The sequence below is a fragment of the Streptomyces sp. NPDC020801 genome (assembly GCF_044334385.1).
Taxonomy (GTDB): domain Bacteria; phylum Actinomycetota; class Actinomycetes; order Streptomycetales; family Streptomycetaceae; genus Streptomyces.
Map to the genome: position 1 here is coordinate 1 of NZ_JBIRST010000048.1, position 20981 is coordinate 20981.

A 20981-nucleotide genomic window follows, 5' to 3' on the forward strand; every position below is an offset into this window, starting at 1 on the left:
CCTCCCTGCGCCTGCCCGTCGACCACCACTACCTCCCCGTCCGCTACATCCCCTACAACGGACCCGCAACCCTCCCCCACTGGCTCCGCACCCCCGCACCCCGCCCCCGCGTCTGCCTCACCCTCGGCGTCTCCCACCGGGAGACGCACGGGCAGGACCGGGTATCGGTGGGCGAACTGCTCGACGCCGTGGCCGACTTGGACATCGAGGTCATCGCCACCCTGGACAGCGCTCAGAAGGCCGACCTGGGCCGGCTGCCCCCCAATGTGCACACCACGGACTTCGTCCCCCTCGACGCCCTCCTGCCCACCTGCGCCGCCATCATCCACCACGGCGGCTCCGGAACCTTCCAGACCGCCCTCACCCACGGCATCCCCCAGATCATCGTCCCCGACATGCGCTGGGACACCCCGTGGAAGGCGGAGCGCCTGCAGGACGCGGGAGCCGGCATCCGCCTCCCCGACCCCGACCACCTCACCGCCCAGGACGTCCGCTCCGCCCTGACCACGGTCCTCAACGACCCGGCCTACACCCGCAACGCCACTCGGCTGCGCACCGAAACACGCGGCACCCCGGCCCCTGCCGACATCGTGCCCGCCCTGGAGAAACTGACCGCCCGGCACCAGCAGCTCATCCGGTAGTCATGGTTTCGCCCCTGTATCAGCACAGCACACCGCTCACCCACCCAAGACAACGACACGGCGCCTATCCGGAGCTCACTGTGACTTCTGCCATGCAGCTACGCAAACTGGCCGTCGACGGTGCGTACGAGTTCACGCCCCGAGTCTTCAACGACGAGCGGGGGATCTTCGTCTCCCCTTACCAGGAAGCGACTTTCGATCAGGCCGTCGGACATCCGCTGTTCCCGGTGGCCCAGACCAACCACAGCAGGTCCCGGCGGGGAGTGGTGCGCGGCATCCACTTCACCACCACGCCGCCCGGGGTCGCCAAGTACGTCTACTGCGCGCGGGGAAGGTCGATCGACTTCGTCATCGACGTGCGCGTCGGATCCCCGACCTTCGGGCGCTACGAGGCGGTCTTGCTGGATCAGGAAGCGTTCCGCGCGGTGTACTTCCCCGTCGGCGTGGGGCACGCCTTCGTCGCGCTGGAGGACGACACCGTCGTCTCCTACATGCTGTCCGGGGAGTACTCCCCGGAGCACGAGCTGTCGGTGGCCGTCCTCGATCCGGAGCTGAACCTCCCGATCCCTTCGGACCTCGAGCCGATCATGTCGAGGCGGGACAGGTCGGCGCCGACGTTGGCGAAGGCCGCGGCGGAGGAGCTGCTGCCGGAGTACGCCCGGTGCCAGGAGGCCGAACGCGCTCTGTGGACCAAGTGACCACTCCCCCTCGCCGCCGACCGACAACGGAGTCACCATGCCTACCGGAACCCCGCCATCACGGGCGGTCGCCGTCCTGGGCGCCACCGGCTGCGTAGGACGACAGGTGTGCGCGTCGTTCGCACGCCAGCGGTACGACGTCCTCCAGATCGCCCGCCGACCCGCGCCGCATCTCCTTGACGGCCATGCCTTCGTCCCGCTCGATGTGGCCGCCGCGTCCGCCCGCGAGCTCGCCGACGTACTCGAGTCCGCCCGCGTCGACGTGCTGGTGAACGCCACCGGCGGCTGGCACGTGACCGAGGAGGCCAACGAGTACGCCCATGTCACGCTGGTCGAGCGGTTTCTCGGGGCCACGGCGCTGATGCGGCGCACGCCCCGCGTCGTCCAGGTCGGCACCATCCACGAGTACGGCCCGGTGCCGGCCGGCGTCCCCATCGACGAATCGGTCACCCCGCGTCCCGAGACCGCGTACGCCCGCACCAAACTGGCGGGGGCGCAGGCCATCCTGCGCGAGACACGGGCGGGCCGGGCGCACGGCGTCGTCCTGCGGGCCGTCAACGTCTGCGGCCCGTACACCACGTCCGCCAGCTTCCTCGGATCGGTCACCGCCATGCTGCGCGACGCGGTCCCCGGACAGGAGCTGGTGGTGAACATCGCCGACGCCGAGCGGGACTACATCGACGCCCGCGACCTCGCCGAAGCGGTCGTGCGGGCGGCATCGGCCCCTGCCGTCGGCCAGGTCGTCAACATCGGCCGGGGTGAGGCGGTGACCATGCGCGAGGCGGTGGCGCTGCTGGTGTCGGTCGCGGGATTCCCGGCGGACGCGATACGCGAGGGGAGCGCCGCGGTGAGCAGCAAGGGCGGCGGCTGGACCCAGGCCGACATCCGGCTCGCGGGGCGGCTGCTCGGCTGGCATCCCCGTATCGGACTGCGCGACTCGATGCGGCAGATGTGGCGGACGGCGAGCGTCACGCCCTGCGAACCGGCCCGGTCCGCGGGCCCGGCGTCCCTGCGAAGGGGGAACCCGTGACCCACCCGACCCGGTCCGCCTCGCGAGGCGCGAGGGGACTCGGCCCACTGCCCGCACGGCTGGCCGCCTCCGCCCTGGCCCAGGAGAGCGGGGTGGCCCGGCCCGATGCCTTCGACGGGTGGTTCACCGGCTTCCGGGAGCAGTCCGCCGTCCAGGTCGAGCGAGTGGGCTTCGCGGGCCTGCGCGGCTGGAGCCGGGATCCCGCGAGCGGTGCCCTGCGCCATGAGAGCGGCCGGTTCTTCACGGTCGAGGGGCTCGGCGTGCGGCTTCCCTCCGGTCCGGTCCCCCACTGGGACCAGCCGATCATTCACCAGCCGGAGACCGGGATTCTCGGCCTGCTGGTCAAGGACTTCGGCGGGGTGCCGCACTTTCTGATGCAGGCCAAGGTCGAGCCGGGAAACCGCAACGGCCTCCAACTGTCACCGACGGTGCAGGCCACCCGCAGCAACTACACGGGGGTGCACCGCGGACGCCCCGTCCCGTATCTGGAGTACTTCCGGGACCGGTCCGGACACCGCGTTCTCGCCGACGTGCGCCAGTCCGAACAGGGCGCGTGGTTCTTCCGCAAGCGCAACCGGAACATGGTGGTCGAGGTGACCGAGGACGTCACCGTCCACGAGGGGTTCCGGTGGATGACACTTCGTCAGGTCCACCGGCTGCTGGCGGCCGAAGACCTTGTCAACATGGACGCGCGTACCGTGCTGTCCTGTCTGCCCCTGGCCGGCCCGTGCCTGTACGAGGCGCTGGACGCGGAGAGCGACACCTTCGGCGGGGCGCTCGTCCGCTCCTGCGGCCAGGAGCACGGCGCCCGGCACGCCCTGGGTGACCTGTCGAGCTGGATCACCGAGGCGCGTTGCGGTACCGAGGTCGGCACCCGGCGCCTTCCGCTCAACGGGCTCAGCGGCTGGCGCAGCACACCGGAACGGATCGCGCATGACAGCGGCCGTTTCTTCTCGGTGATCGGCGTCGACGTCACGGCCCGCGGGCGCGAGGTGAACCGCTGGGCGCAGCCCATGATCGAGCCGCACGGTGTCGGCGTCATCGCGCTGCTGGTCAAGAACATCGGCGGAGTCCTCCACGCGCTGATGCAGACCGCCGTCGAGCCCGGCTACCTCGATGTGGTGGAGCTCGCCCCGACCGTCCAGTGCGTGCCCGACAGCTACGAGGTGCTGCCCGCCGCGGCACGTCCGCGCCATCTCGACCGGGTCCTCTCGGCCCCGGCCGGGTGGATCAGGTTCGACTGCCTGCTCTCCGAGGAGGGCGGCCGTTTCTACCACGCGCTGAACCGCTATCTGATCGTCGAGGTGGAAAGCGCCGAGGACGACGACGCCTACGAGGACACGGACCACCGCTGGGTGACGCTGCACCAGCTGACGGTCCTGCTGCGGCACAGCCACTACCTCAATGTCCAGGCCCGCAGCCTGGTGGCGTGCCTGCGCAGCCTGCTCGGGTGAGGGCCGCCGCCGCGCGGAGCGCCACGGTGGCCCGGTGCCGGTCGGCTCAGGCCGCGGCCAGCTCCTCCAGGGTTCTCACCAGGTCGGCCGGGGTCGGCCGCGCCCGCATCTGCGCGCGGAGTTCCGCCGCGGCGGTCCGGTAGGAGTCGTCGGACAGCACCTCGGCCACCATGGCGGCGATGCGCACCGGCTCCGCCTGGTGGCCGAGCCGGTGCAGGCCCGCGCCCGCGGCCGCAACCCGCTCGGCGGCCACCGTCTGTTCGGAGGCGAACGTGAAGGCCACCTGCGGGACCCCCGCCCAGAGCGAGGTCAGGATGCTGCCGCTGCCGCCGTGGTGCACGACGGTCTCGCAGCCGGCCAGCAACAACCGCAGCGGCATCCGTTCCAGCAGCCGGACCGAGCGGGGCACCAATCCCAGCGCTTTCACATCCGCGGCGGTCGCCGTCACGATCACGTCGGCGTCGATTTCCTTCAGGCCGCGCACCAGGTCGGGCAGAAGATAGGAATCGGGGCCTGAGGTGACCGACAACGCCGTCGACCACGACACGCACACCCGGGGCCGTCGGTGTGGTGCGAGCAACCACTCCGGAGCCGGGGCACAGCCGTTGTACGGCACGTACCGCACGGGCAGCCGGTTCGCCTTCGTCGGCTGAGCCAGCGACGACGGGCAGGGGTCGATCACGTACTCGACCATGTCGGGGCTGAACTCGCCCAGTCCGTAGCGCGGGAACGAGCCGCTCTCGTCGGTCGGCACGATGCGCATGTGCTCGGGTTCGTGGAGCCCCACCGGCCCCCACAGACACAGCGCCGAGGGTAGGCCCAGGACTTTCGCGACCAGCAGCCCTTCCAGACTTGCCGGATCGTGCAGCACCAGATGGGGCTGCCAGTCGCGGGCGCAGCGCACGGCGGAGTCGAAGCCGTGGGCGGCCCGCGCCGCCAGCTGCGGGGCACACGAGCGCCGGAACTCCTCGGCGTCGAAGTCCTCGAGCGCGTTCAGCCGCCCTCCGGTCAGCGGATGCGGCGGCAGCCACGGGTACCGCCAGAGGCCGAGCACGGCCTCTTCGTAGTACTGCAGACGCAGCCGCGTCCTTACGTCCATGCCGTCCAGCGACGGCACCGGGATCAGCCCCGCGGCCACCACGGTCCCGACCTGGGACGGCGCGCACAGCACCCGCACCTCGTGGCCCGCCGCCTGGAGCGCCCAGCCCAGCGGCACCATCGAGGCGTAGTGCGTCGGCCACGAGGACACCGTGAACAGAACCCGCACGAACCTCTCCTTCACCCACGGCTTCACTGCATGCGGTGAGCCTGGCAGGGGCTGCTAGCGAGGTCCTGGATCCCGGGGTTCGGGCGGGAACCCAGCGATCGTCGAGGCCGCCCGGCGAGGATCGGCAGCCGGCGCGCGGGCACCTTCGCCCGACACGCCCCAGGGGATCTCACGGACAGGGGTGGCCGACGCGGTGGACATCATCGGAAACGGGTTCATAGCCCGTCACCTGCGGCCCCTGCGCGACGCCCACCCGGGGGTCACCGTGCTGGCGGCCGGGGTGCCGCGCCAGCTGCTCCCCGAGTCGGAGCACGTCCGCGAGACCCTCCTGGTGCGCGAGACGATCTGCCGCTGCCTTGCGGACGGCCACCGGATGGTGTTCTTCTCCACCGCCAGCATGTACGGCGGGCCCGGGTGCCGGGGGCTCGAGGACGACCCCGTCGTCGCGTCCACCCGTTACGGGCGGCACAAGCGGGACCTGGAACGGATCGTCCAGGACTCCGGGGTGGACCATCTGATCCTGCGGCTCGGATACGTGCTCGGCCCGCACAGCCCCGAGTTCCGGCTGGTGCCCGCGCTGATCAGGCAGATCACGGCCGGGCGCGTGCGTGTCCACCCCGGTGCGCGCCGGGACGTGCTGTACGTGAGCGACTTCGTGAGGATCATCGACGTCCTGCTCGGCGCGCGGGTCGGCAACGAGATCGTGAACGTCGCGTCCGGTGACTGTGTCGACGTCCTGCGGATGATCGAGCACATCGAGGCCCGGCTGCGGCTGTCAGCGGTACGGGAAACGCTGGGTGAGAGCGTCTCGCACTGTCCGTCCGTGCGGAAGTTGCGCGCGTACCTGCCGTCCTCCGCGGCGCTGACGTTCGCCCCCGGTTACCACCGGATTGCCATCGACCACTACCTGCAGGCCACGGGCCTGTGCCGCACGGCGCACGGCGCCGGGCAGGCCGATCCCGTGGCGAGCACGCAGAGCACAGGGAGAGACGGTGAGTAGAAGACTCCGGTCGCTGGCTGCGGTGGCGATCACCACCTGCGTCCTGATGGCCGTTCCCGGCTTGAGCGCGCCGACGGCCACAGCGGCGGACGGCGGCGCCGTACCGGTGCTCGTCATCCTCAAGAAGCAGCCGGGTGACGCGCTCACCCCGTCGGCGCGCGCCGACGTCATCGGCCGGGCGCAAAGGCCGGTGATGCGGGCGCTGCAACGGGCACGGGCCAGGAAGGTGACCCGCTCCACGCTCGTCGGCGTGGTCTTCGCGACCGTCCCGGTCCGGGAGGCCGCCGGTCTGGCGGCGTCCGCGGGCGTGGCTGCCGTGGTTCCCGACCGCGTGATCAGACTGGCGCCGCCGGCCGGTCCCGCGTCGCGGCCGGCCGCGCCATCGGCTTCGGTGCCTCGGGGAGCCACCCGTGACGCCTGCCCGCCGCCGGGCAGGACGATGCTGGAACCGGAGGCCCTGGCCCTGACGAAGACCGCGTCGGACGACCCGGGGGCTGCGACCGCTCACGGGCTCGGCATCACCGGAAAGGGCGTCAAGGTCGGCTATATCGCCGACGGGGTGGACACCGCCCATCCGGACCTGCGCCGGTCCGACGGCAGCGCGGTCGTCACCGACTACCAGGACTTCACCGGTGAGGGGCCGGACGCTGCGACCGGTGGTGGCCAGGGGTTCCTCGACGCGAGCGCCATCGCCGCCCAGGGGCACCAGGTCTACGACGTCGGGCACTTCGGGTCCGGCCCCTGGGCGCAGCGCTGCGATGTCCGGATCACGGGTGTGGCACCGGACGCCCGGCTCATCGCCATGAAGGCGTTCGGCGGCGCCCACGAGACGACGACCTCGAAGCTCGTGCAGTCGATCGAGTACGCGGTGCGCATCGCCGGCGTCGATGTGCTCAACGAGTCGTTCGGATACCGCTCGTTCCCCGACACCGACACCCAGGACGTCATCCGGATGTTCAACGACGCGGCCACCGGCCTGGGCACCACGGTCGTCGTGGCCGCCGGTGACGCGGGCGGCGCCGCGGGCGTGGCGTCACCGGCCGACGATCCCCAGGTCGTCTCGGTCGGAGCCTCGACCGCCTTCCGCGGTTACGCGCAGACCGGATACGAGGCGGCCGGCCCGGCGCTCGCCCCTCGTGGCTGGCTCGACGACAACGTCAGCGCGCTGAGCGCCGTGGGCTTGTCGCAGCGTGCCCGTACGGTGGATCTGGTCGCCCCCGGCGACGCCGGCTTCGCCCTGTGCACGCCGGACATCCGGCGTTTCACCCAGTGCGCCGACCTCGCCGGCCGGGCGTCGCCCGTCGTACGCGGCGGCGGGACGGGACAGGCCGCGCCGCTGACCGCGGGCGCGGCGGCCCTGGTCATCCAGGCGTACCGGCAGGCACATCAGGGGACGAGCCCGTCACCGGCCCAGGTCAAGCAGATCCTGACGAGCACCACCGACGATCTGGGTGCACCACCGGCCGAGCAGGGCACGGGACGGCTCGACGCCTACCGGGCGGTTCGGGCGGCCGGGTCCACCGGGTCCGACGTCCTGGTCGATCAGGACCAGCTCGGCACCCTCGCCACCGCGGGGTCCCAGGCGAGGTGGCGGATGACCGTCACCAACCCGGGAGCCGGGGCGAGGACAGTGCATCTGACGGGTCGCCAGTTCGGTGCGCCGCAGGGCCGGCAGTCCGGCCGGGTCCGTCTGAGCGACACCGGAAGCCGCCATTTCACCGACTCCGCACGGCTGCGGAACAACTATGGCACCGTGACCTTCCGCGTCCCCGAGGGCGCCGACCGGCTCCAGGCCTCGTTCACCTCCCCAACTGGCGCCCAGGGCCGTGCGACAGCCGGTGTGCGGCTGACGCTCGTCGACGCCCGCGGCCGGTATGCCGCGCGTTCGGCTGTGCAGGAGGCGGGGGGCAGGGGGACGGTCGACGTGGTGCGTCCGGCTCCCGGGAGATGGACGGCCGTCATCAGCAGCCCGGAGTCCTGCGCCGGGGGCACGACCGGCACCGTCCGCCTGACGACCTCCACCTCCCGCGCCCTCTCCTTCGGTTCGGTCAGCCCCTCGGTCCTCACCCTGGCACCGGGCGCCACGGGCACGGTCACGGTCGCCGAACGGCTTCCCTCGGCGGCCGGGGATGTCGGCGGCGCGGTGGTCCTCGACACGGGGACGGGAGCTCGCATCTCGGTTCCGGTCGTGGCGCGCGCACTCGTCGACATCGGTCACCAAGGCCGGTTCGCCGGGGCGCTCACCGCCCAGGACCGCGGGCCGGGCGACACCGGACAGGACAACGTGTTCCAGTTCGACGTGCCCGAGGGCCGGCAGAGCCTGCAGGCCGACATCGCGCTCGGCGACGAGCCCGGCGATGTGATGGCACTGCTCGTCGATCCCCACGGCCGGACCACCGCCTACGGCAGCGACCGGCCGGCGACCTCCTACGACCCGAGAACCGGCACGGCAAACCTCGCTCCCCCCGGACCGGCCCTCACTCTCTCCACCGGAGCTCCTGCCGCCGGCCGCTGGGCCCTCGTCGTGCGTGGCACGGGCCCCGCCACGGGCGATCGCCCCGACCGCCCGTTCCACGGAACCGTCCGGCTCGACACGCTGGACATCCATGCCGTGGGCCTGCCCCAGGGATCCGCCGTTCCCGCCGGTCGGCCGATCTCCGCCGCCCTCCGGGTCCGTAACACCGGTGCCGCACCCCAGAGCCTCTTCGTCGATCCGCGCCTGGACACCAAGGGCCGGCTGGCCCTGTCGCCGCTCCAGCCGGCCGAGTCCGTCGCCCTGCCGCAGTCGGCCGGCGCGCCGTCACCGGCGTGGCTGGTGCCGACGCGGACCTCGGCCGTGCAGGCGCAGGCCGTTTCGGACCGCACCGTGATGTTCGACCTCGGCTCCGTCACGGGCGACCCCCAGGTCATCTCCACCACCGGGACCACGGCGCAGACGGGCTTCGCCGCTTCCGCAGTCACGGCGGGCATGTGGGCCGCCGGTTTGACACAGACCGGTCCGTTCGGTCCGCAGGGCGCACCGCCGGGCACGGCCACGATGACGATGACGGTGTCGACCAGGCTGTTCGACACCACGGTCACCTCGGCCACGGACGACCTCTGGCAGCAGTCGGTCCGTCCCGCGCATCGGCTGCGCGTGCTGACCGTCCGGCCGGGCGAGAGCCTCGACATCCCGGTGACGATCACTCCGGCCGGTGCCGCCGGCACCGTCGTGAGGGGCACCGCCTACCTCGACTCGCTCGTCGTGGGTGACGCCGCGACATGGAGCTCGCACCGCTTCTCGGTGACGCGCCCGGCCCTTGCGACCGGCAATGAACTCGCCGGTTTCTCCTACGAGTACCGGATCGCATGACGGACGCGTGCCGGATCGCATGACAGGGCGGTACGGTCCCGCTGCTACCGGTGGTGGCGCGGGACCGTACCGCCCTGTCATGCGTCGCGGAAGGGCTCTTCAGCCGGCGGGCTCGGCGAGTGCAGCGGCGCGGCGGGCGAGCGGCTGCCACCACGCCCGGTTCTCCCGGTACCAGCGGACCGTTTCGGCCAGTCCCTGCTCGAAGGTGATCCGGGGCTCGTAGCCGAGTTCCTCCCTGATGCGCGAGGCGTCCAGCGAGTACCGCCGGTCGTGTCCCTTGCGGTCCTCGACCTGCTCCACCTGGTCCCAGCCGGCCCCGAACGCGGCCAGCACCCTGCCTGTCAGCTCACGGTTGGTCAGCTCCGTCCCGCCGTCGATGTTGTACGTCGCGCCTGCCCGGCCCGCCTCCAGCACGAGCTGGATCGCACGGCAGTGGTCGTCGACGTGCAGCCATTCCCGCACATGCAGGCCGTCGCCGTACAGCGGGACCTTTCTGCCGTCCAGCAGGCGCGTGACGAAGAGCGGGATGATCTTCTCGGGGAACTGGTAGGGACCGTAGTTGTTGGTGCACCGGGTGACGGTGGTCCACAGTCGGTGGGTCCGGTGGAAGGCCCGGACGACCAGGTCGGCGGCGGCCTTGGAGGCGGCATAGGGCGAGTTGGGTTCCAGCGGGGACGCCTCGGTCCACGAGCCCTCGTCCACCGATCCGTACACCTCGTCCGTGGAGACGTGGACGAAGCGCTCCACGCCGGTGCGCAGACAGCACTCCAGGAGGGTGTGCGTGCCGACGACGTTGGTCGTGATGAACGGGGCGGAACCCGCGATCGATCGGTCCACGTGCGATTCCGCGGCGAAGTGGACGACCGCGTCATGCCCCGGCACGACGTCCATGAGCAGGTCGAGGTCGCAGATGTCGCCCCGTACGAACGTCAGCCGCCGGTGCTCGCAGGGCAGGCTGGAGAGCGTGCCCGCGTAGGTGAGCTTGTCCACCACGGTAAGCCGTGTCTCCTCGTGGCCGGGGTAGCGGCCGGCGAGGAGACTGCGGACGTAGTGGGAGCCGATGAAACCCGCACCCCCGGTGATCAGCAGCTTCACGGCCGCCAGCCGCCCGCTTGCGGCCACGGCTCGCCCAGTTGCCGGTAGGTGCTCTGAAAGTCGGGCCAGTCCCGGTGGTCCCTGATCTTTTCGTCCACGAACCGCAGCAGGTGGATCTGCTCCCCGGCGAAGGGCCGGCCGGTCGGCGCCATTCCCACCAGCGGGCCCACGTGGTGGCCGTAGAGCACCAGATGGGCGCGGACCCACTCGCCGTTCTCCTCCAGCCGGACCTCTTCGAGCCGTGCCTGGTCGGAGAAGGTCGCGCGCACCCAGGCGACCATCATGGCGAAGGCGCTGGGGCCGCCCTGGGTGATGCCGTGCTCCAGCACCGCCGGGTTCAGATACTCCTCATGGATGTACTCCTGGGCGTCGTCGGTCTCACCGGTGTTGAACGCTCTGATCATGCGCCGTGCCGCATCCAGCTGCGAGGTCATCTGCCACTCCTGCCCATCACTTGGTCGGTCGCGTCGAGAATGGCAGCCACCCGGTCGTCGGCCCGTCGACATCGGCTCGAACCACTCCCGGGCCCGCGGCTACCTGGCCACCCGGGCGGTGACGTAGCGCACGGGGGTGGGAATCGTCAGCGGGCCCTCGCCCTCCCGCATCCCGTCCAGTGCGGCGACGAGACGTTCCCGCAGACGCCGGCTGTCAGGGGCGGGCAGGTGGTCCCAGAGCAGGCGCATGCCCTGAGTGTGCGACCAGTCGACCCACACTTCCCCGGACGGGGCCGCCATGTCGACGGGTTCGTCGACGATGTCCACCCCGGTGAACCCGGCGCGCTGCAGGGACTCGCGCAGCTCGCTCTCCTGCGCCAGCCAGCTGTTGAAGCGGCGTTGGATCTTGCTCGGTTGCCACTGCGGCGGCAGGTTGTCCAGCAGGGAGCGCGGGATGAGGTCGGTGAAGACGGGCGGGAGGAAGGGGAAGGTGTCGTCGTCGAAGACCGGGCTGGTGAAGGCGATGCGCCCCGTGTCGGTGAGCAGGTCCGCGTACCGGGGCAGCGCGGCCCGCGCGTCCGGCAGGAAGATGAGACTGTAGCTGCCCGTCACGACGTCGAACGACCGGTGCGGCAGAGCGGGGAACTCCGCGTCCATGACGAGCAGTTCCACGTTGTCGACGCCGCTCGTGGCCGCTTCCCTCCCGGCTTCCTCGATCATCGCCGGCGCGATGTCGATGCCGGTCACGTGGCCCGTGGGCCCGACGAGCGCAGCGGCGGGGAACAGACACGCCCCCCGGCCGCACCCCACGTCCAGCACCCGTTCACCGGGCCTGGGTGCCGCCCGCTCGACCAGACGCCGGCCCATCGGGGTGAAGAAGGCGACGCCCAGCCGGTCGTACGACGCCGCGGCCTTGTCGAAGGTAGTGGTGACTTCCGCCTTGTATGCAGCCTTGTCCACTCGGTCTCTCCATCGGTATTCGAAGGGTCTGGAGAAGGGGCCGGGGCGCCGCGGCGGTGGACGTCCGAAAACCGTGGCGCGCCGCGTGCAGGATCGCCCTGATGTCTTGGGGCCGCTTCGAGGACGGGTGGAGGGTGGCTGGACGTGCCCGCCCGGCAAACCCCCCGGCCGACCGCCTGGCAACGGGGCTGCAGTGGAGGCGGAGTTGAGGGCCCTTTGAGCGCCTGGGCCTAGCGTGCGGGCATGATATCGAGCAAAACGGACAGCGAGCTGGGCCGGGAACTGATGACGGTCCGCGGATTCCAGTGGATCTACGGAGTCAAGGACGACCCGTACGCGCTGCTGCTGCGGGCCGAGGACGACGATCCGCAGGTGCTCTATCGGCAGATACGCGAGCGGGGCCCGCTGTACAGCAGCAGCGCCAAGGCATGGGTCACCGCGGACCCGGAAACGGCCGCGCAGGCGCTGGCGGATCCCCGGCTGGGAGTGCCGCGCCACTGCCCCGCCGCGCCGGCGGACGGCGAGGGGCCGATGCCCTGGGACATCCCGTCACTGGACGACGTCCTGCCCCTCGACGACGCATACATGTCCCTGGGCCGGGAGGACTACAACCGGCTGCGGCGCCTGGCCGGGGCGGCGGTCGACGCCCGGTCCGCCGATCTCTACGCCCCGGCCTCAGAGCGGATCTGCCGCCAGGCGCTCGACCGGCTGGGCTCCGAGCCGGGCCCGCACGACCTCGTACCGGCCTACGCCAGGTCCACAGCGACGGCGTTCACCGCTGCGCTGCTCGGCCTGCCCCCCACCGAACACGACCGCTTCGCCGAGCTGAGCGCCGGGGCGGCGCCTTTGCTGGACGCCACCCTGTGTCCTCCGCGGCTGCCCACCGCCCGGCTGCTGATCACCTCCCTGGCCGGGATCAGCGCCATGGCGGAGGAATTGCTGGGCTCCAAGCAGAAGACGCCCGGCACGGATCTCCTCAGCGACCTGATGACCAGCGGCGCGTACCAGGGCGGGCCTGCCGCCGAGGACGACGTGCTCGCTCTTGTGTTCCTGATCGCCGCCATCGGCGTGGACATCACGGCGAATCTCGTCTCCGCCACGCTCGCCGCCCTTTTGGACCGGCCCGAGCTGTGGGCCCGGGTGGGCGAGGACCCCGCTCTAGCGGAGGCCGCCGTCACGGAGACGATGCGCTGGGCGCCCCCGGTCCGCGTACAGAGGCTGGTCGCCCACCAGGACACCGTGCTTGGGGGAGAGACCGTCTCCCGCGGCTCCGAGGTCGTCGTCCTCGTGGAGGCCGCCAACCACGGCGACGGCACCGAGGACCTCGCACACTTCGACCTCGACCGCCGCCCCGGCGCGGCTTCCCTCTCCCTGTCGGAGGGGCTTGCGCCGCACTGCGTCGTTCCCCTCGCGCGGCTCCACGCGAGCACCGCTGTCGCGGCGGCGGCCGCGTACCTGCCCGACCTGCGTCCCACGGGAGAGGTCAGGTACCAGCGGCTGCGGTCGCCGGCGACCCGCGCCCTCCTGAACCTGCCGGCCGGCACCGCGTGAACCGCCGGCACCGCGGAAAGGAGCCCCGATGCGCGTGCTGTTCACCTCGTTCGCGATGGACGCCCACTTCAGCGGTTGCGTGCCGCTGGCCTGGGCGTTGCGCACGGCGGGCCATGAGGTACGGGTGGCCAGTCAGCCCGCGCTGACCGAGAGCATCACCCGCGCCGGGCTGACAGCCGTCCCCGTCGGCGCCGACCATGCCCATGACGTCGTCCTGCGCCAGGCCGGCGCCGAGATCTTCGCCCTCCACCAAAACCGCGACTATCTGGAGAACCGGCACGACAAGCTCGACTTCGGCTTCCTCAAGGGCCATATGACGGTCATGTCCGCGTTGTTCTACTCCCAGATCAACAACGACTCCATGGTGGACGACCTGGTGGGCTTCGCTCGGCAGTGGCGGCCGGACCTGGTCGTCTGGGAGCCCTTCACCTTCGCCGGCGCGGTGGCGGCCCGCGCCTGCGGCGCCGCACACGCGCGGATCCTTTCGTTTCCGGACATGTTCCTGGGCGCGCGCCGCTTCTACCTGGAGCAGTCGCGTCAGGGTAGGGCGGAGAACCAGGACGACGTGCTGGCGGAATGGCTGGACTGGACGCTCGGGCGGTTCGGCTGCCGCTTCGACGAAGAGGTCGTCACCGGCCAGTGGACGATCGACCAGATGCCCAGCGGGGTGCGGCTGGAGCTCGGACAGCCGACGGTGGCGATGCGCTACGTCCCGTACAACGGCATGGTGCCCACCGTGGTGCCGGACTGGCTGCGCGTCCGCCCGGACCGCCCCAGGGTCTGTGTCACTTTGGGTATGACGGCCCGAAGGGTGGCTTTCCCGCACGCCGTAGCGGTGGAGGACGTGTTCGCCGCCGTCGAGCAACTGGACATCGAGGTCGTCGCGACCCTCAGCGCCGAGGAGCGCGCGCTGGTGGCGAAGGTGCCGGACAATATCCGCATCGTCGAACACGTACCGCTGGACGCGCTGTTGCCGACGTGTGCGGCGATCGTTCATCACGGTGGCGCCGGGACGTGGGCGACCGCCGCCGCCCTCGGGGTCCCGCAGCTGGCGATGGGATGGATGTGGGACCACCTGTACCGGGCCAGGCGTTTGGAGGAGTTGGGCGCCGGGCTCCATCTGCCGTCCACCGAGCTGAGTCCGGGCGGCCTGCGCAGCCGTCTGGTCCGGCTGCTGCGCGATCCGTCCTTCCGGGAGAACGCCGGACACCTGCGGCGCCGGATCGAGTCGGACCCGACCCCCCATGACGTCGTGGCGGTCCTGCAGAAACTTACCGCCGAGCGCACGGGCCCCTAGGGCGGGCGGACCCACCGTCGGATCCGGCACTCCTCGCCGGCGCACCGCGGACGCCCCGGAACCAGGCTCCTGGGTTCCGGGGCGTCCGCGTGCCGTGTCGCGCTGCGGGCTCAGTCCCGGCTCGCCAGCACGAGGTAGACGCTGCCGCCGGCGAAGGCCGGTGTCTGCGAGACGGCCGTACGGTAGCCGCGGCGCACGAGGAGGGCGACGGTCTCGCCGAGGCGACCGTCGATGTCGTGTACCTCGAGGACCACCCGCCGGATCCGTGGCCACGATGCGTCGTCGATTCCCCGGAGCACCTCCAGCTCGGCACGCTCCACATCGATCTTGAGCAGCCCGACCCGGGCGATGCCGTGCTCCTTGAGCACCACGCTGAGCGTCGTCACCTCGACCGGCACGGTCTCCTTGACGTCGAAGGCGCTCCACGCCATCTCCTTGCCCGCCTCGTCGACCGCGTTGTTGGCGAAGTAGGCCTCCATGTTGCGTTCGTCGTCGTCCCGGTCGGCGTACAGGGTCGACGCCGAGGCGATGAAGGGGTGGAAGGTGAGCTGCGCTGTTCCCGGTTCGCTGCCGACCGCCTTGCGCAGGGCGACCGCCCCGGGCGCGTACGTGCCCAGGTTCGCCTCCAGACACGCGAAGGTCTTCGGCGCGGGCTCGAAGGCGAAGAGGCGTGCCCCCGGCACCTGTTCGGCGAAGCTGATCGATGCGAGCCCGATGTGGGCGCCCACGTCGATGATCGCCTCGGATTCGGTCAGGCCCTGCGCCGCTCGGCGGTAGGGCGAGTCCACGTCGTCGTTGATCTCGCTCCAGATGGTCTCCGTCTCGGCGGGGTGGATCCCCAGCACGGTTCGTCCGTCCGGCAGGGTGCAGGGGACCGGGGAGTTCTCGGTGAGGCCGAGCATGACGGCTCCTTCGTTCGTTTCGGGTGAGGGCGCTTGCGCGTGGTGAGGGTTCAGCACAGGTCGGCCACGTGGTCGGCCGCCCACTGGGCCAAGGTGCGGGCCGGCCGGCCGGTCACCCGCTCGACGGCCGGATCAACCGTCGCGGGCTCCTTGGCCCACTTCGCCTGGAAGGCGAGGACGTAGTCGGCGATTTGCGGCGGGAAGCCCTGCCGGACCATGTCGTCACGTGCCTGCCGCGGTGTCACCTCTTCGAACCGGATGGTCCGGCCGATACCGGCGCCGATGGCCCGCACCTGTTCGCGCTGGGTGAGTGATTGCGGACCGGTCACGCTGTACGTGGCGCCCTCGTGCCCGTCCTCCAGCAGCGCGGCGACAGCAACCGCAGCGATGTCCTTCTCGTGGACGGGAACGCCACGGGCCCCGGGGTAGGCGGCCCGCACCACACCCTCGGCCCGGATGGACCGCGCCCAGATGCTCAGTTTGTTCAGGGCGAACTCCCCGGGGCGCACATGGGTCCAGGCGATCCCCGAGGCCTCCACGGCCCGCTCGACAGGCAGATGGTGGGCGATGTCGGTCCCGTCGGTGACGGCGTCGGAGGAGAGCACCACGATCCGCCGGACACCCGCGTCCTTCACCGCCGCCATGACCTCGGGCGCGGTGTCGGCGACCGGAAACAGATACATCCGGTCGACCCCGCGCAGCGCCGCCTGCAGCGTCCGGGGCCGGGCGAGGTCACCTCGCACCACCTCGACGCAGGCGGGGAACGCCGCCGCCCCGGGGTCGCGGGTCAGCGCCCTCACGCCGCGGCCCGCGGCCACGAGCCGATCGACCACGTGGCGGCCGACGTTCCCGGTCGCCCCGGTCACCAAGATCGTCATAGATGTCCTCCCGGGACGACGATCCGGCCCCGCTCTCGAAATCGCGAAGAGAACCCCTGGACCCGTTCACCGCAAGCCGGCCCGCGACGGCCTCGTCCGCGTCCAGTGGTCATCGAGGGGCCCGAGAGGGTGTGCTGTCACGCTCGGCCCACAGCCAGCACCTGATCACCTGGGGGAACCATGCGCGCGTTGTTCGTCCCGTCTCCGGGGCTCAGCCACCACTTCCCGACCGTGCCGCTCGCACACGCGTTGCTCGCGGCCGGACACGAGGTCCGCTACGCCACCGGCGGCGACGTCCACGCGGTGTCCGAGGCGGGACTGTGCGGCGTCGACGTGACACCGGGTGTGGACTACGCGAAAGTCTTCATCCCGCAGGACAGCGAGGTCAGCGACCCGATGCACGCGGACGACCTGGGCAGCGACTTCCTCGCCCGGATGTTCGCCCGGGTCTCGGCGGTCGCGGTGGACGGTGTCCTCGATGTCGCCAGGAGCTGGTCGCCGGACCTGGTCGTCACCACCCCCACCCAGGGTGCGGGGCCGCTCACCGCGGCGGCGCTGGGAGTGCCGTGCGTGGAACTGCCGCTCGGTCCCGCGGACGGCGAGCCCGCTCTGGCCCGCCAGGTCCGTGACGCGATGACCGCCGCATACGAACGGCACGGCATCACCGGGGAGCCCGCCACGTCCGTGCGAATCTCGCCGATCCCGCCGAGCATCGACCGGCTCCTCTTCGGTGACGGCCGGCCCGGCGACGACTGGCCGATGCGCTACGTGCCCTACAACGGCGGCGCGATCGTGCCGGAGTGGATCTGCCGTCCGGCGGAGCGTGCGCGCATCGCGGTCACCCTCGGTGCCATCGACGCGAAGTGGGGAGGGATCGCCAGGCTCGCGCCGCTGCTGTCGCAGGCCGGCGGCCTGGACGCCGAGTTCGTACTCACCCTCGGCGGCGGTGATGTGTCCCTGCTGGGCGAACTCCCGGCGAACGTCAGGGTGGTGGAGTGGGTGCCGCTCGCCGTCCTCCTCGAGACCTGCTCGGGCATCATCCATCACGGCGGCACCGGGACGATGATGACCGCCCTGGCCCTGGGTGTTCCCCAGTGCGCCCTGCCGCAGGGCTCGTTCCAGAACATCGCCTGCGACGCGCTGACACTGCGGGGCATCGGTTTCGCCGCGGACGGCGCCGACGCCGCGTCCTGCGGCCAGGCGTGCCGCAGGCTCCTTGAGGACCAGGAACTGCGCAAGGCCGCCCTCGGGGTACGGGACGAACTGCTGTCGATGCCGGCGGCGGCCGACCTCGTGCCGCGGCTGGTCAAGCTCGTCGGATGAGGGGCGGCCCGCCCGGCCGGCGCGGACCGGCCGGGCACAAGCCCTCCCCGTACGGGCATCGACGTCACATCCCGGCCGGCACCTGACCGATCGCCCGGAACAGCGGCGCGAAGTTGAAGACGTCCCAGTGCTCGACGACCTCGCCCTCCGGCGAGAACCGCAGCTCCTCCAGGTAGTGCCAGGCCACCCGGCGCCCGGTCGGCGCCAGCCCCATGAACTCCCCCAGGTGCGTCGCCGTGACGGTGATCCTCAGCATGACCCGGTCGCCCTCGGCGAGGATGCTTTTGACGTCGAGGTGCAGATCCGGGAAGGCACGGACGGCGCTCTCCATCCGTTCGATCAATTCGCGGGTGTCGTGCTGCCCGCCCTCCTCCGTGTAGTGCACGACATCCGGCGCCCAGTGCTCGACGACTCCGGCGACGTCCCACCGGTTCCAGGCAGCGACCATCCGCAGACAGCGTTCCTTGTTCTCGGCGTTCACGGTGCTCGCAGTGCTCACGGCGTTCACGGTGATCGCGGTGCTCATGGCGTTCGCGGCGTTCGCGGTGCTCATGGCGTTCACGGTGCTCTCGGTGCTTTCGGTGCTTTCGGTGCTCTCGGCCGGCGACATGTCGACTCCTCCTGAATTGGCCGTCGCTCCCGGCCGACGCTGCCAGGCACCGCTAGGAGGACGGTGCAGCACAGCTCGAGCGACCGCTTTGCCGCTGCGCACACCGATGCGAGTGACCGCGACAAGTCGAGCGCATCGCGAGCGAGGGCTGCCAGGGTGGCCGTCGACCCCAGCCATCTACCTGTGAGGAGCTCCATGCCCGGCCAAGACGAACGGGTCGCCCTCGTCACCGGAGGAAGCAGCGGTATCGGTCTGGCCGTCGCCAGATCACTGGCGGAGCGCGGGCTGCGTGTATTCCTGTGCGCCCGTGACGAGGACCGGCTCGACCTGACGGTCAAACAGCTCCGGCAGGAGGGCCTGGACGTGGACGGGCGCCCCTGCGACGTGCGTTCCACCGAGCAGGTGCACACCCTGGTGCGCTCCGCCGTGGACCGCTTCGGACCAGTGGAGGTGCTGGTCAACAACGCGGGGCGCAACGGTGGGGGCGTCACGGCCCTGATCGACGACGACGTCTGGCTCGACGTCATCGACACCAACCTCAACAGCGTCTTCCGCGTGACGCGCGAGACCCTCACCACCGGCGGAATGCTGGAGCTGGGACGGGGCCGCATCGTCAACATCGCCTCGACCGCCGGCAAACAGGGCGTAGTGCTCGGTGCCCCGTACTCCGCGTCCAAGCACGGCGTCGTGGGCTTCACCAAGGCTCTCGGTCTGGAACTGGCGAAGAGTGGTATCACGGTGAACGCGGTGTGCCCGGGCTACACGGAGACGCCGATGGCGCAGCGGGTGCGGTCCGGCTACGCGGAGGTCTGGGACACCACCGAGGACGAGGTGCTGGAGAAGTTCCGGGCGAAGATCCCGCTCGGCCGGTATTCCACCCCGCAGGAGGTCGCCGGGCTGGTCGGTTACCTGATCACCGACACGGCCGCGTCGATCACCGCCCAGGCCCTGAACGTCTGCGGTGGTCTCGGCAACTTCTGAGACCACCAGGCGCTCTCCCCCCCTTCCGCCAGGCCGCGAACCTTCCGTGAGGACCCGCATGACACCTTCCGACATCCACACAACCGAGCACCGGATCACGGTCGACGCGCCCGCGCCGGCCGTCTTCGGCCTGCTCGCCGAGGTCGACAACTGGCCACGTGTCTTCCCGCCGACGGTGCACGTGGACTGCGTGGAACGCGGCGAGGCAGACGAACGCATCCGCATCTGGGCCACCGCCAACGACGAGATCAAGACCTGGACCTCCCGCCGGGAACTGGACCGGGACCGGCTCAGGATCCGCTTCCGCCAGGAGGTCTCCCAGCATCCGGTCGCCGCCATGGCAGGCGAGTGGCGGGTCGAGGCGCTGCCCGACGGCCGCAGCACGGTCCTTCTCACCCACGACTTCCGCGCGGTCGGCGACACGGCGGACAACGTCGCGTGGATCCAGCAGGCCATCGACCGCAACAGCGATGCCGAGCTGGGCGCCCTGGCCCTGGCGGCGCGTCACCGCCAGCACCGGGAGGATCTGCTGCTCTGCTTCGAGGACTGCGCGCGCGTGGCCGGCTCGGCCAAGGACGTGTACGACTTCATCCACCAGGCACAGCACTGGCCGGAGCGCCTGCCGCACGTGGCCAGGGTAGTGCTCGAAGAGGGCACCGTGAACGTGCAGATGCTGGAGATGGACACGCGCGCACCCGACGGCTCCGTGCACACCACCAAGTCGGTGCGGATCTGCTTCCCCGACAACAAGATCGTCTACAAGCAGTTGAGGACCCCCGCGCTGATGTCGTTGCACACCGGGCAGTGGCAGATCACGCAGGACCACAACGCAGCTGTGATCACCTCGTCCCACACCGTCGTCGTCAACCCCGACGCCGTCCGCACGGTCCTGGGTGAGCAGGCCACGACCGCCGACGCCCGGGCCTTCCTGCGCGATGCCCTGGGCCGCAACAGCACGACGACGATGCAGCACGCCAAGGCCTACGCCGAACACGCCACGGATCGCTGAGGGAGCGGCGCATGCGGGTCTTGTTCACCACCTTCGCCACGAAGGCTCACTTCAACACCCAGGTTCCCCTGGCGTGGGCGTTACGGGCCGCGGGACACGAGGTGTGCGTCGCCAGCCAGCCGGATCTGGCGCAGTACATCATGGGCACCGGACTGACCGCGGTGCCGGTCGGCCCGCCACTCAATCTCGACTCGCAGATGGAGGGGTTCAACCAGCGCCGGGAAGAGGCGGAACGGGCCGACAGCCACTCCCCCGAAGCGTTGGACTTCCTGGATCTGACCGACATGAGCGAGCTGCGGCTCGAGAAGCTGACCTACGACTTCATGCAGACCCGGCTCACCGTCAAGACGATGAGCGACTTCCAGGTCCTGTGCCCGGACAGCATGGTCGATGATCTGGTGGGGTTCGCGAAGTGGTGGCGGCCCGACCTGGTCGTCTGGGACACCATGACCTTCGCCGGCCCGGTCGCGGCCATCGCCTCAGGAGCAGCACACGCCCG

18 protein-coding genes and 1 pseudogene are annotated in these 20981 nt (G+C 71.0%); 12 read left to right on the top strand and 7 right to left on the bottom strand.

Annotation, left to right across the window (positions count from 1 at the left end; all coding sequences use genetic code 11):
* The 4 genes from ACH4UM_RS41000 to ACH4UM_RS41015 all read left to right on the top strand — a co-directional run.
* The coding region (locus ACH4UM_RS41000; RefSeq protein ID WP_398191528.1) for a nucleotide disphospho-sugar-binding domain-containing protein at positions 1-641 on the top strand (641 nt) is incomplete at its 5' end.
* 92 nt (positions 642-733) lie between these two features.
* On the top strand, positions 734-1339 hold the full coding sequence (locus ACH4UM_RS41005; protein WP_398191532.1) for a dTDP-4-dehydrorhamnose 3,5-epimerase family protein: 606 nt from the start codon (positions 734-736) through the stop codon (positions 1337-1339).
* Positions 1340-1376: 37 nt separating this feature from the next.
* The gene (locus ACH4UM_RS41010) at positions 1377-2369 is read left to right on the top strand and encodes an NAD-dependent epimerase/dehydratase family protein (protein WP_398191535.1); all 993 of its coding nucleotides are present in this window, start codon (positions 1377-1379) and stop codon (positions 2367-2369) included.
* A complete protein-coding gene (locus tag ACH4UM_RS41015) occupies positions 2366-3823 on the top strand; it encodes an NDP-hexose 2,3-dehydratase family protein (protein ID WP_398191538.1) in 1458 nt (485 codons plus the stop codon). Before ACH4UM_RS41010 ends, ACH4UM_RS41015 begins: the two co-directional genes overlap by 4 nt.
* Before the next feature lie 46 nt (positions 3824-3869).
* Here ACH4UM_RS41015 and ACH4UM_RS41020 read toward each other — a convergent pair whose 3' ends face one another.
* Positions 3870-5090 (bottom strand): nucleotide disphospho-sugar-binding domain-containing protein, encoded by a 1221-nt coding sequence (locus tag ACH4UM_RS41020; protein ID WP_398191541.1) that lies wholly within the window; start codon positions 5088-5090, stop codon positions 3870-3872.
* Between the two features lie 193 nt (positions 5091-5283).
* Between ACH4UM_RS41020 and ACH4UM_RS41025 the strand changes: the two genes are divergently transcribed.
* Together ACH4UM_RS41025 and ACH4UM_RS41030 are read left to right on the top strand one after the other, a co-directional pair.
* Positions 5284-6090, top strand: a complete 807-nt coding sequence (locus ACH4UM_RS41025; RefSeq protein WP_398191544.1) for an NAD-dependent epimerase/dehydratase family protein — start codon at positions 5284-5286, stop codon at positions 6088-6090.
* Entirely contained in the window at positions 6083-9442 is a 3360-nt protein-coding gene (locus ACH4UM_RS41030; RefSeq protein ID WP_398191547.1) for a S8 family peptidase, read from the top strand. Before ACH4UM_RS41025 ends, ACH4UM_RS41030 begins: the two co-directional genes overlap by 8 nt.
* A 99-nt stretch (positions 9443-9541) precedes the next feature.
* Here ACH4UM_RS41030 and rfbB read toward each other — a convergent pair whose 3' ends face one another.
* The 3 genes from rfbB to ACH4UM_RS41045 all read right to left on the bottom strand — a co-directional run bounded on the left by rfbB (position 9542) and on the right by ACH4UM_RS41045 (position 11931).
* Positions 9542-10537, bottom strand: coding sequence for a dTDP-glucose 4,6-dehydratase (gene rfbB, locus ACH4UM_RS41035; RefSeq protein ID WP_398191580.1), 996 nt, complete (start codon positions 10535-10537; stop codon positions 9542-9544).
* The gene (locus tag ACH4UM_RS41040; protein ID WP_398191550.1) at positions 10534-10971 is read right to left on the bottom strand and encodes a SnoaL/DnrD family polyketide biosynthesis methyl ester cyclase; all 438 of its coding nucleotides are present in this window, start codon (positions 10969-10971) and stop codon (positions 10534-10536) included. The genes rfbB and ACH4UM_RS41040 overlap by 4 nt, the downstream gene beginning before the upstream one ends.
* 99 nt (positions 10972-11070) lie before the next feature.
* A complete protein-coding gene (locus ACH4UM_RS41045; protein WP_398191553.1) occupies positions 11071-11931 on the bottom strand; it encodes a class I SAM-dependent methyltransferase in 861 nt (286 codons plus the stop codon).
* A 243-nt stretch (positions 11932-12174) separates the two neighbouring features.
* On the opposite strand from ACH4UM_RS41045, the gene ACH4UM_RS41050 reads away from it, so the two are divergent.
* A complete protein-coding gene (locus ACH4UM_RS41050; RefSeq protein WP_398191556.1) occupies positions 12175-13482 on the top strand; it encodes a P450-derived glycosyltransferase activator in 1308 nt (435 codons plus the stop codon).
* Positions 13483-13510: 28 nt separating this feature from the next.
* Positions 13511-14779 (top strand): activator-dependent family glycosyltransferase, encoded by a 1269-nt coding sequence (locus tag ACH4UM_RS41055; protein ID WP_398191559.1) that lies wholly within the window; start codon positions 13511-13513, stop codon positions 14777-14779.
* A 110-nt stretch (positions 14780-14889) separates the two neighbouring features.
* On the opposite strand, the gene ACH4UM_RS41060 is transcribed toward ACH4UM_RS41055, so the two are convergent.
* Together ACH4UM_RS41060 and ACH4UM_RS41065 are read right to left on the bottom strand one after the other, a co-directional pair.
* Positions 14890-15681, bottom strand: coding sequence for an FkbM family methyltransferase (locus ACH4UM_RS41060; protein ID WP_398191562.1), 792 nt, complete (start codon positions 15679-15681; stop codon positions 14890-14892).
* 50 nt (positions 15682-15731) lie between these two features.
* Entirely contained in the window at positions 15732-16559 is an 828-nt protein-coding gene (locus tag ACH4UM_RS41065) for an NAD(P)H-binding protein (protein ID WP_398191565.1), read from the bottom strand.
* Positions 16560-16739: 180 nt separating this feature from the next.
* Here ACH4UM_RS41065 and ACH4UM_RS41070 point away from each other — a divergent pair, with 180 nt between their 5' ends.
* Positions 16740-17882, top strand: a complete 1143-nt coding sequence (locus ACH4UM_RS41070) for a nucleotide disphospho-sugar-binding domain-containing protein (RefSeq protein ID WP_398191568.1) — start codon at positions 16740-16742, stop codon at positions 17880-17882.
* Between the two features lie 64 nt (positions 17883-17946).
* Here the strand turns inward: ACH4UM_RS41070 and ACH4UM_RS41075 are convergent, their stop codons facing one another.
* The gene (locus ACH4UM_RS41075) at positions 17947-18435 is read right to left on the bottom strand and encodes an ester cyclase (RefSeq protein ID WP_398191572.1); all 489 of its coding nucleotides are present in this window, start codon (positions 18433-18435) and stop codon (positions 17947-17949) included.
* Between the two features lie 252 nt (positions 18436-18687).
* Here ACH4UM_RS41075 and ACH4UM_RS41080 point away from each other — a divergent pair, with 252 nt between their 5' ends.
* From ACH4UM_RS41080 to ACH4UM_RS41090, 3 genes and pseudogenes are all read left to right on the top strand, one after another.
* Positions 18688-19473: a 3-oxoacyl-ACP reductase gene (locus ACH4UM_RS41080; protein ID WP_398191575.1), complete on the top strand. Its 786-nt coding sequence runs from the start codon at positions 18688-18690 to the stop codon at positions 19471-19473.
* Positions 19474-19531: 58 nt separating this feature from the next.
* Positions 19532-20482 carry an aromatase/cyclase gene (locus ACH4UM_RS41085; RefSeq protein WP_398191578.1) on the top strand — a complete coding sequence of 317 codons (951 nt, stop codon included), beginning with the start codon at positions 19532-19534 and terminating at the stop codon, positions 20480-20482.
* 11 nt (positions 20483-20493) lie between these two features.
* Positions 20494-20981, top strand: a pseudogene (locus tag ACH4UM_RS41090) (glycosyl transferase family 28); the annotation flags it as partial.

Excerpts from the sequence above, each read along its gene's own strand:
- ACH4UM_RS41040 (WP_398191550.1), bottom strand. The coding sequence starts at position 10,971 with ATGACCTCGCAGCTGGATGCGGCACGGCGCATGATCAGAGCGTTCAAC.
- ACH4UM_RS41085 (WP_398191578.1), top strand. The coding sequence starts at position 19,532 with ATGACACCTTCCGACATCCACACAACCGAGCACCGGATCACGGTCGAC.
- ACH4UM_RS41055 (WP_398191559.1), top strand. The coding sequence starts at position 13,511 with ATGCGCGTGCTGTTCACCTCGTTCGCGATGGACGCCCACTTCAGCGGT.
- ACH4UM_RS41050 (WP_398191556.1), top strand. The coding sequence starts at position 12,175 with ATGATATCGAGCAAAACGGACAGCGAGCTGGGCCGGGAACTGATGACG.
- ACH4UM_RS41005 (WP_398191532.1), top strand. The coding sequence starts at position 734 with ATGCAGCTACGCAAACTGGCCGTCGACGGTGCGTACGAGTTCACGCCC.
- ACH4UM_RS41080 (WP_398191575.1), top strand. The coding sequence starts at position 18,688 with ATGCCCGGCCAAGACGAACGGGTCGCCCTCGTCACCGGAGGAAGCAGC.
- ACH4UM_RS41070 (WP_398191568.1), top strand. The coding sequence starts at position 16,740 with ATGCGCGCGTTGTTCGTCCCGTCTCCGGGGCTCAGCCACCACTTCCCG.
- ACH4UM_RS41065 (WP_398191565.1), bottom strand. The coding sequence starts at position 16,559 with ATGACGATCTTGGTGACCGGGGCGACCGGGAACGTCGGCCGCCACGTG.
- ACH4UM_RS41010 (WP_398191535.1), top strand. The coding sequence starts at position 1,377 with ATGCCTACCGGAACCCCGCCATCACGGGCGGTCGCCGTCCTGGGCGCC.
- ACH4UM_RS41075 (WP_398191572.1), bottom strand. The coding sequence starts at position 18,435 with ATGAGCACCGCGAACGCCGCGAACGCCATGAGCACCGCGATCACCGTG.
- ACH4UM_RS41060 (WP_398191562.1), bottom strand. The coding sequence starts at position 15,681 with ATGCTCGGCCTCACCGAGAACTCCCCGGTCCCCTGCACCCTGCCGGAC.